11 protein-coding genes and 1 pseudogene are annotated in these 10544 nt (G+C 43.3%); 6 read left to right on the top strand and 6 right to left on the bottom strand.

Going from position 1 to position 10544, the window contains the following annotated elements; all coding sequences use genetic code 11:
- The coding region (locus ACED25_RS22255) for an IS5 family transposase (protein ID WP_371696126.1) at positions 1-816 on the top strand (816 nt) is incomplete at its 5' end.
- A 99-nt stretch (positions 817-915) separates the two neighbouring features.
- Here the strand turns inward: ACED25_RS22255 and ACED25_RS22250 are convergent.
- From ACED25_RS22250 to ACED25_RS22225, 6 genes are read right to left on the bottom strand one after another with little or no spacing between them, the layout of a single operon-like run.
- A complete protein-coding gene (locus ACED25_RS22250; protein WP_016800130.1) occupies positions 916-1761 on the bottom strand; it encodes a DMT family transporter in 846 nt (281 codons plus the stop codon).
- Positions 1762-1772: 11 nt separating this feature from the next.
- Positions 1773-3047 (bottom strand): opine metallophore biosynthesis dehydrogenase, encoded by a 1275-nt coding sequence (locus ACED25_RS22245; protein ID WP_017100974.1) that lies wholly within the window; start codon positions 3045-3047, stop codon positions 1773-1775.
- Positions 3044-3823, bottom strand: coding sequence for a hypothetical protein (locus tag ACED25_RS22240; RefSeq protein WP_016800128.1), 780 nt, complete (start codon positions 3821-3823; stop codon positions 3044-3046). The genes ACED25_RS22245 and ACED25_RS22240 overlap by 4 nt, the downstream gene beginning before the upstream one ends.
- Positions 3824-3831: 8 nt before the next feature.
- Positions 3832-4599, bottom strand: a complete 768-nt coding sequence (locus ACED25_RS22235) for an ABC transporter ATP-binding protein (protein ID WP_017103898.1) — start codon at positions 4597-4599, stop codon at positions 3832-3834.
- Positions 4599-5663 (bottom strand): FecCD family ABC transporter permease, encoded by a 1065-nt coding sequence (locus ACED25_RS22230; RefSeq protein WP_371696125.1) that lies wholly within the window; start codon positions 5661-5663, stop codon positions 4599-4601. The genes ACED25_RS22235 and ACED25_RS22230 overlap by 1 nt, the downstream gene beginning before the upstream one ends.
- The gene (locus tag ACED25_RS22225; RefSeq protein ID WP_016800125.1) at positions 5656-6780 is read right to left on the bottom strand and encodes an ABC transporter substrate-binding protein; all 1125 of its coding nucleotides are present in this window, start codon (positions 6778-6780) and stop codon (positions 5656-5658) included. Before ACED25_RS22225 ends, ACED25_RS22230 begins: the two co-directional genes overlap by 8 nt.
- Positions 6781-6973: 193 nt before the next feature.
- Here ACED25_RS22225 and ACED25_RS22220 point away from each other — a divergent pair.
- The 5 genes and pseudogenes from ACED25_RS22220 to ACED25_RS22200 all read left to right on the top strand — a co-directional run.
- Positions 6974-7542 (top strand): annotated as a pseudogene (locus ACED25_RS22220) (transposase).
- Positions 7543-8720: 1178 nt separating this feature from the next.
- Complete coding sequence (locus ACED25_RS22215) at positions 8721-9152, top strand: hypothetical protein (protein WP_371696124.1); 432 nt, start codon at positions 8721-8723, stop codon at positions 9150-9152.
- Between the two features lie 51 nt (positions 9153-9203).
- Positions 9204-9689, top strand: a complete 486-nt coding sequence (gene radC / locus ACED25_RS22210; protein WP_016800123.1) for a DNA repair protein RadC — start codon at positions 9204-9206, stop codon at positions 9687-9689.
- 99 nt (positions 9690-9788) lie between these two features.
- Entirely contained in the window at positions 9789-10085 is a 297-nt protein-coding gene (locus ACED25_RS22205; RefSeq protein WP_016800122.1) for a hypothetical protein, read from the top strand.
- Positions 10086-10303: 218 nt separating this feature from the next.
- Positions 10304-10544 (top strand): lytic transglycosylase domain-containing protein (locus tag ACED25_RS22200; protein ID WP_371693363.1); only part of this gene is annotated, 241 nt, incomplete at its 3' end.

Below are 10544 nucleotides of genomic sequence, written 5' to 3'. Positions count from 1 at the left end.
TGGGCGCAAAGCAAACAGAATAAGCGCGGTAGGCCACGTCGATTCAGTGATTTAGCTATCACGACAGCACTCATGGTGAAACGCGTGTTTTCTATGCCACTGAGAGCGTTGCAAGGATTTATCAACTCGATATTTAGACTGGCCCATGTTCCATTAAGCTGTCCGCATTACACCTGCATCAGTCGTAGAGCAAAGCAAGTTGAGGTCTCATTTAAGACAAAAAAGAAAGGAGCGATACAGCACCTAGCCATTGATGCGACTGGCCTAAAGGTTTATGGCGAAGGTGAATGGAAAGTCAAAAAACACGGGACAGATGGCAAGCGTAGAGTCTGGCGAAAGCTTCATATTGCCGTCGATACAAGCACTCATGTAATTATTGCAGCCGAGCTAAGTTTATCGACGGTTAGAGATGGGGAAGTACTCTCGAACTTACTGAAACAAACACGCCGAAGTATCCTTGAGGTGTCTGGTGATGGTACTTACGACACGAGAGCATGTCACGCTGCTATTAAGATTAAGCGAGCCGTTGCGCTTATTCCCCCAAGAGAAGGGGCTGCCTTCTTGGAGCGTGGTCATCCTCGAAATCTCGCAGTGGGTTGCCAGAAGTTATACAGCTCAAATAAGTATTGGAAAGAGCGGTATGGATACCACAAACGTTCACTCTCAGAAACAGCGATGTATCGAGTTAAACAGTTGCTAGGAGGGCAACTGAGCTTAAGAAATTACAATTCACAGGTAGGTGAAACTTACGCGATGATAAAAGCGTTGAACAAGCTTACTGGGTTAGGTATGCCTGAAACTTGTCGTATTGATTAAGAAATACGCGAAACGGGGTGCATCTATCTCTAAATTTAATTACGCAACAAAGCCTTCCCTACTCTCTTTGATTAGTTTGTTTTCTAGGTGGTACTCAGATCATTGAATAATATTTTTTTTCTTTAGCGAGAGGGAAATAGATGTTGTTATTATTATAAGAACGCCACATGTGCTCATCCAACTAGGGATTTCATACCAAAAAATAACCCCCCAAAGTATATTGAAGACCAAGCCGATATAGCGGGTGACTGCAACTACAGCGGCGTTTTCATGACTGAATGCCTTTGTTAGGAAAATTTGCCCAATGAGCGAAACAAGACCAATGGCAATTAGATAAATCCACGCAATTCCCTGTGGAACCACAAACTCATCCCTCATCAAGTAACCGGATACCAACATCGAAGTGAAAAGAAAATAAAACACAATCTCGTAAATATGGTGCCTCTTACTCAGGTGGCGAATAGTGATAGAGGCAGCCGCCGCAAAAAAAGCACTCGCCACCCCTGAGAGGGCATACAAATTAAATGTGTCGAAGCTAAATGGATTTACAATTAAGGTAACTCCAACCAAAGTGAGCGGAAAAAGGAATGCTACTTTTTTAGGGGCTTTTTCTCCCAAAATTAGGTTGGAAAGTAATATAACGAAGAACGGGGACAGGTAAGCCAAAATCACGGCGTCCGCTAGCGGCATGTGGGTAATCGCGTACACAAAAGCGAGCAGATAAAACGCCCCAAACAGGCCACGAAGCAAAAGCATTGGTATGCCCGTGGTAGAAAACCTGATACTCGCTTTCCACATTAAACCTAAAATCAGAACGGTTCCTATTGCGCTTCGGAAGAAGACAATTTCAGAGCTTGGAATCGTCAAACTGGCCGCTTTAATAAGTGCGTTCATGACACTAAAAATGAACGCAGAAAATATAGTTAACGCTACACCGTTGTTCATGATGGGTTTCTTTAAAGGTCGTATGATAGACGCACCCAACCAAGGTATTGGTGCGCTTGAGTGCGGGACTCTTCAATCAAATGGTGAGGGAGTTGAGAGCTACTTAACCAAGATTCGAATATACCTAGCACACGGTTAACGCTCGGTAATGCAATCCCATGCGCTCTGCCTAAGACTTGAAGCCAGTAAAGATTCTGTATATCTTCTTTAGGTATTCGAGGTAAAGACAACTTGCCTTTTTCCACCTTACCTTTGGCATAGGGCACGGCAGAGAAGTTGAAGTAGCACCCATTTTCATCCGGCTTAGAAAAAGGATCGATCAGAATCGCGCTGTATCGTACGTAAACCAAATATTCCTGCGCTATTGGAGTGAGCGACATAAACTGCTCAATTTGACGACGACGAATGGTTTCTGGATGCACAGGGTAGTTGTCATCATTGAGAAATTGTAACAAGTTAAATGGTGTTCCGTTAAAGTGAAGTATCAATCTTGATATATCGCGCCATAGCTCAACCAAAATGTGGATGGTTTCGGTTGTGATCGGTCCCTCAGGGAAAAGTTTGTACATGTACTTAACTTCTCTCGTCTCACTTAAGATATGATTGAGCGAGAAAGGGGTCATAAAAAATGCGGGATGAACGAAAGAGGTAATGTTTCGTCCTTCTACGCTAAACCCATTTTCCAACTCGACAACTTCAACACCGATATCCGCTAAAGTTTGAGTCAGTAGCTCTAGGACAGGGCATTTTTCTTTACTTGAGTAAGCATAAATACGTTTTTTAACCGCTTTGGTAAGGACACGAACGCCAGCTTGTTCCGTTATAAATTTAGTGGCCGCAAAGTAATTGGAAAATATCAGTACGTTGGGGGTTAAATTCAGTTCTGAAAACAAGCCTTTTACAATCCGGTGCCCACCAAATAAGGATGAAATGAGGACTACTATTTTTGTGGAACTCAAACACGATTTAGGTAAAGCCAATAGAACCGCTGAATAAGCATGAGATGGGGTGCCCAGAACCAACGTATCCCATTGTCCGCTTACATCGCGTAAATCTTCAAAAACCGCATCAAATATCACCTGCCCAGCCATTCGCTTCAAAGAGGATTTGGCAGCGAAAATATGCGCAATACGTTCGTTGTGTAAGCTTTCGAACATCGGCTGCCAGCGCTCTGATGAGCGGTTTACTAACCCAAGTTGCTCGCACTGGTTTCTGATGATTTTTGCTGTCTGAAATGCGGCTGGCCCTGTGCCAACGATTAACACTTTTCCTAATGAAAGAGTCATTTTGCGCGCTCCATCAAGACGGTGTCATATATCGCTGCATCGTTATGGATCTGTTGTGTTTCCCACCCATCCATTAGGTTTGGGTTGAAAGGGTAATTGAAGGCGGACTTTAAACCATTACCGAATCGAACTAATACTCGGTGAGAGTGGTTAAGATGAGGTCTAAGCTGTCTGAGTTGTTCCCATTTATGTTCCACTAAAGAGGCTACTACAACATGAGTTGGCCGGAAAGAGGCAAACTCAGTGATTAGATCTTTGCAGCTAAAAGTGGTTGACAAGTTGAGTTGGTTGGCCATTTTCACTGCCTGCTCATCAAGATCTATACCGTGCACGAGAGCGCCTGTGCTCTGAGATATAGTGAAAGCAGAAACCGGATAGGACCCTGAGCCAATAAACAGGACTCGAGAGTTGCTTTCAATTCCTGCTTTTTTTAGTTCAATTTTTGTGTTTTCAGAAAGTTGGTATAAATATTCGCTGATGTCGATTTGATGCTCTCTGGCACACTGAGACTGATGTTTTTCCAATAAACACAGAGCTTTTACAGCAGTTTCACGAAGCTGCTTGATTAAACGATCGTACTCAGGGGTCATATCAAAATCATCGCTAATGGTTTTAAAATTTTCTTGCAAAATCCAAGCGCAAAACTCATCAATTTTTTCTTGCAAAAGGACAAAACATTCACAATTTTCAAGGCTGTAATGAGTCAGGGTTTGAATTTGAGATTCAAACGTGGATAGAGAAACTAATAAGTGATATTGCCTTTTATTCATTGCCATAAGAATGCCTAATCTGTTTTAAGGGCTCGAACTGGGGTGACGTGGGTATGTCCATGAACGCAACAACCTACGTCCACATGAATCTGATAGATTTTCCCCAGCCTTTCAGAATCGAGCACGTCTTCTGGTTTACCGCAATATTGAACTTCACCATCATTCATTAAGAGAAGATGGTCGCAGTATCGAGCAGCGAGAGAGAGGTCGTGTAGGACCGCAATTGTGATGATATTTTTGGCTCGGGTATATTGACGAACAAGGTCTAAAATTTGGACTTGATGCTTGAGATCTAAGGCGCTTGTTGGTTCATCTAAGAGCAATACCTTGGGCTCAGCAACAAGAGATTGCGCCAGTGAAACCAGCTGTTGCTGACCACCGCTTAGTTGAGAAAACTGTCTAAGGGCGAGATTTCTCAAACCTAGATAATCAAGGATGGCGTCTGCTTTTTGTTCTTGTTCAAATGTGATGTTCCAGCTCAGTTGATGAACCAAGCCCAGTAAGACAAACTCAATAACCGTTAATTGACAGGGAGATTTGTTGAGTTGACATAGGTACGAGAAGGATTGTAGCGGTAATCTCAGCCCGTCCTCCCCACTTGAATTAATCTTCCCATCAGAAGGAATGATGCCCATGATAGCTTTGAGCAATGTCGTTTTTCCTGCGCCATTGGGCCCTAAAATGGCGGTAAATTTGCCACCCAAAAAGTGGGCATCTACCTTCTTTAAAACGAGTTTTCTTCCAATTGGAACGGCAAGATTTTCTATTGAAAGCGACGTCATTAGATAAACCTCCTGCTTATCAGAAAATAAAGAAGGATCGGCACACCGACTAAGGAGGTGACGATACCAATTGGTATGATAGTGCCTGGGACAATCAACTTAGCAACAAGAGACGAGGTACATAAAAGCAACGCTCCCATTAATGCCGCCAAAGGTAAGTAGAAACGCTGATCTTCGCCTATTAGCATTCTTGCTAGGTGAGGAGCAACCAAACCAATGAAACCAATGGTTCCGACAAACGACACTGCTCCTGCAGTTAATAAGGAACACAGTAAAAACATCTGTAGTCTTAACTTGCTGGTCTTTATTCCCAAGGCGAGTGCTCGCTCTTCGCCTAAAGTGAGGGCGGTGAGTGCCCATACCTTAGATAACGCAAAGACCAAACCGAACAGGAAAACGGCTCCTGAAACAAAGAAGGACAACCAACTCGCCTTCAGTAGACTGCCAAATAACCAAAAAACAATTTGCTGCAGCACTTCTGGTGATGCCAAATATTGAATTAATGACTGTAAAGCCTGGAAAAAGAAGAGAACGACAATACCTGCCAAAATCAGGATTTTTGCGTCCATATGTCGGCTGCGACCAATTATATAGATCGCCATACTCGCTAATCCAGATGTCAAGAAAGCGGCAAACGGCACGCCTAACCAATGCAAACCAAATACTGAAAAACCGGTTAAAAAAGCTATGGCTGCACCAAATCCAGCAGCAGCAGAGATACCAAGGGTATACGGACTGGCAAGTGGGTTGGCTAAGAGGGTTTGCATTAGACCGCCAGCGAGGTCGAGTGAGGCGCCAACCATAAGACAGGTGAGAGTGATGGGTAACCGAAGTTGCCAGACAATAAGTGTTGATAAGCTGTCACCAGAGGGACCACCTAGGAGGGCTTCAACAACTTGTTCAATGCCTAGCCACGATGAGCCAGTACCAAGATCGAATAAAGCGGAAAAACTCGTTGCCAGAAAAGCGCCTAGCAAAATCTTAATTCTTTGCTTCTGCATTCTTTGATAAATAGCGCCGCTGGAATGATTCAGGTCAGACGATGCTTTCATGCTTTCATTCATGAGTTACGCCCACCTGAATCATGAAAGTGCCTTTGAGCGCTTGCGGCATGTAGTTCCTAAAAAATTCTTGGTGCAATTTCTTAGGTTCAATATCTTTAAATGCTTCTGGGTAAATAGACTTTGCTAGATACAACAAGAAAACGTGGTCGTAAATAGTACGTGTTCCTGAGTGGTATATACCGTAGACGTCACCATTTTTAACTGCCGTCAGTTGATTCCAGCCAGCACGATTTAGGTAGGGGCGGTATCTAGTTTGCGCTTCTTCCATTGTGCTGTTGAAACCAAGCAGGGCGCTGTCGTTATGTTTAACCCAGTGAGCACCGGATATAAAGATCACTTCTGGATCTTGACTCAAGATATATTCAGGCGTTAGGTGGGCAGAACCTTCAAACATCCCATGGGCAAGGTTATCGGCCCCCGCCATTGTCAAAAGGTTGCCCCACATTGTCGTCGAGTAAGATTTACCGTATTCATTTGGTCCACCTGTACCTGCTTCCACATACACACGGCGTGCCGTGTGGTTTTCCAGATGCCTCGTAACACGTTGTTTAACCATGTTTACTGTGTTTTCGTATTCCGTTGCAATCGATGAAGCGCGTCCTTCTGTCCCCATTACTCTGCCTATAACACGTGTGCTAATGACGTGTTTTTCAAGCGTTTGAGCATTGAAGTCTACAACGACAACTCTGATACCATTCTTTTCAAGTATTTCAACTTTTTCACCAAGGGATTGATATTGCCACGCCGCAAGAAGTGCAACATCAGGTTTAGTTAACAAGAGTTTTTCGAAATCAAAAGTACCTGTATAAAGAGAACCTGAATCAATAATCGTTTCTAACTCAGGAATGATTTTTTTATAGGTGGTCCATTGAGATTGACGGTAATCTTTCCAAGAGTGTCTTGGGAAAATAGCCACTTTTTTGTAAGCATCTGGTCCAGCGATCGCTAGGTAATCCTCAAAATAAAAACCTAGGAAAATTTTTTCTGCCGGCTTTTCTAAAGAGATGTTTCTACCGAGCACGTCTTTGAACTGAAGAGCTGTAGAAGCAGAGGCCATGTCACCCAAAGCCAAAGTTGCCAAAAAAAGTGCTTTTACTTTTAAAAGGTGTCCTTTCATTCCCTCGACCTCAAATAGAACACTAATTGTTATAATGTAACAATGGTTCTAGGGTTGAAAAGATATATATTTATTATTTATATCTATTAAATATAAATAATAAAGCTAGGTGGATTTGTTGTTGCGTAATTCAATGGAACTAAATCAAGAACCTACGATATGATCAGCTACGTCCACTCTCTCTCGTAGCTCTATGTCTAAACCTCGTTACAAAACAACCAACAGGAAGCAATACAACCAATCGCTCATTAACCGTGGCTCTCTGACTTTTTGGATTGATGAAGAGGCAATAAGCGGTTGGGCGCAAAGCAAACAGAATAAGCGCGGTAGGCCACGTCGATTCAGTGATTTAGCTATCACGACAGCACTCATGAAAAGTCAAAAAACACGAGACGGATGGCAAGCGTAGAGTCTGGCGATGGCGCGTACGACACGAGAGTGTGCCACGCTGCTATTAAGATTAAGCGAGCCGTTGCGCTTATTCCCCCAAGAGAAGGAGCAGCCTTCTGGGAGCGTGGTCACCCTCGAAATCTCGCCGTGGGTTGCCAGAAGTTATACGGCTCAAATAAGTATTGGAAAGAGCGGTCTGGATACCACAGACGTTCACTATCAGAAACAGTGATGTATCGAGTAAAACAGTTGTTAGGAGGGCGATTGAGCTTAAGAAATTACAATTCACAGGTGGGTGAAACTTACGCGATGATAAAACCGTTGAACAAGCTTACTGGGTTAGGTATGCCTGAAACTTGTCGTATTGACTAAAAAGCATGAGAAACGGGGAGACTCTGTTTCTAAACTGAATTACGCAACAAAGCCAATAATTATTGCGAAGGTGTAAATAATTTCTTGGCTTAATTAAAATTGATTTACGCTAGAAAGGCATTGTGTCATTAACGCACTATAACTAAATATCTTGATATAACTACTCTAAGTGGCAAAGGGTAGAGCACACATATGAATAATTTAATAAAGCACCGCACGGTTTTCATCACCGTTTGATTTGGATTTACATGGCTCGCACCACGTATGAAGGATTTTGATATTTCTTTGTTGCGTAAATCAGTTGAACTAAGTTATCGGGACCGATTAAGAGAAACGGATGTGCTATTTGGAGAAATAGTACATCACAGCGCTGAAGTGATGACTAAGGTGAGGTCTCAAAAAAGTGAGGTAAGGACGATATCTGTTTTTATTCCTACTGGAAAATACGACAAGTGTTTGCCTTACTTATAGACGTATATACATTAACTTAGAAACTGGCTTGACTGATTTGGGGCTAACTCTAACAAGTTAGAGCTTAATCGAGCGCTTGAGACCATTAATGCTCGTTTTGAAAAAGGGACGCTGACCTTTGGCTCTCAAAAGGGAGTTACAGTGAGCAAGGTGGCAGTATCGATATACCCATTCTAGTGACTTACTGACGGGTAAATGTATTTAAATAATCCTCATTCTTGGCTTCTTATCTCTTAGCTTATTGCTTCTTAGTTTTTTACGTGGGGTGAGAAATAATGAGGTGCTCTTTCCTTAGGCGTGATCCTTCGGGCAAGGCTTTCTCTTGGAGCTTTCATCTATGGCCTAGATTGGCATCACCCTAGTGAGCCACTGCGTGCCGCACCAGAAGGTGCTTCTCTACAAGCTCCTATCGTACAACCCTAAACGCCTGCGCCTCGTCAGTCTTCCTCGTTGCTGTTCGTCGTACCTCCTCACTCATTTCACTGACCTCCATTAAGTTCGAGTAAGGGCTTGTTGCCTTATGTGCCGATTTCCCTTTCGACTTGCATCATTTGATGGGGCTCGCAGGCTGTTTACCGTGCTCGCTCAGAGCCCCAATAACAAGGGTATATGAACGCTTCGCGCCCTTGTTATTGAGAACCATGAGCGCTTGCCGGACAGCCAAGCGGCTCCATAAAAGTGATACTCAAACAAAAAGGAAACTCCTCATGGCACAACGAAACTCAAGCCCAACTCTCTCTAAATCGATGTTCAGCGACCAGCGTTTCGCCGCTGGGCACGAAAGCTCACCAAAAAATGATATCTCCTGCCAGGTCGTTGAACGTGCAGTGCGTTCGACCGTTTCCGCGACTGTTTCAAAGGGACTTATTTGGGTGAATTCAACGGACTTTAATTCGAGCGTTCGAGCGGTTAAAGTGCATGAGATTTTACTTAATGAGTTTGGTTATACCGACTCTTTGATCTTGGAGGAAGGAAATAAAGGAAAAGGGGTGAGTATTGGCGTATGTGATAGAGCTACGACTGTGAAACAGATGCGAGAAGATTACGCCTATGCGAAAAAAGAAGAGAGAAACGTTGAAACGACCGCTAAGCATCAAGCGAGAGCGAAAGATCTTCTGACTAGCTTGTATGGCCAATAACACGGACTGAGCGCCGCCCATCACGACTTTAAATATTAAAAGGGATCTATTATGTCTGTACTTGCTAACTACTCTAATCACAGCCTTTTCTCTGTAGAAGAAAAAGATATCTTGCACCATGCCGCGAGCATTTTAAAATCTAAGTTGTTTGTGTCAGAGCAGACGCCACTCAATTCCCCTGAATTGGTGAAGTCATTTTGTCAGGCTTCACTTGCTTCCAATGAAAGCGAAGTGTTTGGGGTGATCTTTCTTGATAGTCAGCATCGAGTTTTACGCACAAAAGAGATGTTTAACGGCACCATTGACACCGCATCCGTTTACCCGCGTGAAGTGGTCAAAGAGTCACTGGCCACAAATGCAAGCGCGGTCATTTTTTATCATAACCATCCCAGCGGTGATGCCACACCCAGTCAAGCCGATCGACGTATTACTCGACGACTGACCGACGCGTTAGCCTTGGTTGATATTCGAGTTCTCGATCATTTCGTGGTGTCTTTTGAAGATGTGGTGTCGTTTGTGGAGCGTGGTTGGATATAGCCATTAGTGAAACATGTCTCTCATTTACGCCTATTCTGGCGTGAATGACTTCCTCATCATAATGCTATAAACTGTAAGCAATTAAATAAGGTTTCTACTATGTCTGAATCAAGCAAAGTCACATTAAGCGTTGAAGAGCTGATCAACCTAACCGCTCATGCTGCCACTCAAGAGCAGTTAAATGATACGCGTAAAGAACTCGATCAGAAGATCGAAGCGGTTCGTCATGAGCTTTCAGATAAAATCGACACAGTTCGTAATGAGCTTTCAGATAAAATCGACACAGTTCGTAATGAAGTGAGTTCCCTTAAAAATCTCATTATTGCAACAGCCTTCGCTATGATTGCGACGGTAGCCGGTGCCGCGTTTTGGGTTGGCAGTCATATCAACGTTTAATATTCAAATATGTTTTCTTAAATGCCTCTTATCCTAGAGGCATTTTTTTTGTCCGAACGCTTCAACGCTCGCGCTAAAAGAATTTGAGCCAAAGGCTCGACCGCAAGCGGTCGCCAATACCGCTCTCAGTACCACAGTACGCCTATTTGCTCGATGTTTGATTCTATTGCTTTTTCATGGTGTCACTTTGTGGGTTTGTGGCTGATAGGTGGCTTTTTATGATGAAACCATTACTTTACCTTTCTTTGCTATCGCCGTGTTTCGGTTGGGCTTTTTGCTTTGATGAGGCAGGGAGATTTTATAATGTCGATCCACAGCTTTTAAAATCCATTGCAACGGTAGAGAGCAGCCTAAAACCGAATGCGTATAATGAAAATAAAAACAAAACCGGTCAAGTGATCAGTCGTGATTTTGGATTGATGCAAATTAATTCCCATTGGTTTGATCGACTATCCGAAT

It is taken from the genome of Vibrio sp. 1F263 (genome assembly GCF_041439035.1).
GTDB classification, from domain to species: Bacteria; Pseudomonadota; Gammaproteobacteria; order Enterobacterales; family Vibrionaceae; genus Vibrio; species Vibrio tasmaniensis_A.
This window is presented reverse-complemented; position numbering and strand designations above follow the sequence as displayed.

Bases quoted from the DNA above. Each gene is read 5' to 3' on its own strand.
- ACED25_RS22205 (WP_016800122.1), top strand. From the start codon at position 9,789: ATGTCTGAATCAAGCAAAGTCACATTAAGCGTTGAAGAGCTGATCAAC.
- ACED25_RS22225 (WP_016800125.1), bottom strand. From the start codon at position 6,780: ATGAAAGGACACCTTTTAAAAGTAAAAGCACTTTTTTTGGCAACTTTG.
- ACED25_RS22240 (WP_016800128.1), bottom strand. From the start codon at position 3,823: ATGGCAATGAATAAAAGGCAATATCACTTATTAGTTTCTCTATCCACG.
- ACED25_RS22235 (WP_017103898.1), bottom strand. From the start codon at position 4,599: ATGACGTCGCTTTCAATAGAAAATCTTGCCGTTCCAATTGGAAGAAAA.
- ACED25_RS22245 (WP_017100974.1), bottom strand. From the start codon at position 3,047: ATGACTCTTTCATTAGGAAAAGTGTTAATCGTTGGCACAGGGCCAGCC.
- ACED25_RS22215 (WP_371696124.1), top strand. From the start codon at position 8,721: ATGGCACAACGAAACTCAAGCCCAACTCTCTCTAAATCGATGTTCAGC.
- ACED25_RS22230 (WP_371696125.1), bottom strand. From the start codon at position 5,663: ATGAATGAAAGCATGAAAGCATCGTCTGACCTGAATCATTCCAGCGGC.
- ACED25_RS22250 (WP_016800130.1), bottom strand. From the start codon at position 1,761: ATGAACAACGGTGTAGCGTTAACTATATTTTCTGCGTTCATTTTTAGT.
- radC (WP_016800123.1), top strand. From the start codon at position 9,204: ATGTCTGTACTTGCTAACTACTCTAATCACAGCCTTTTCTCTGTAGAA.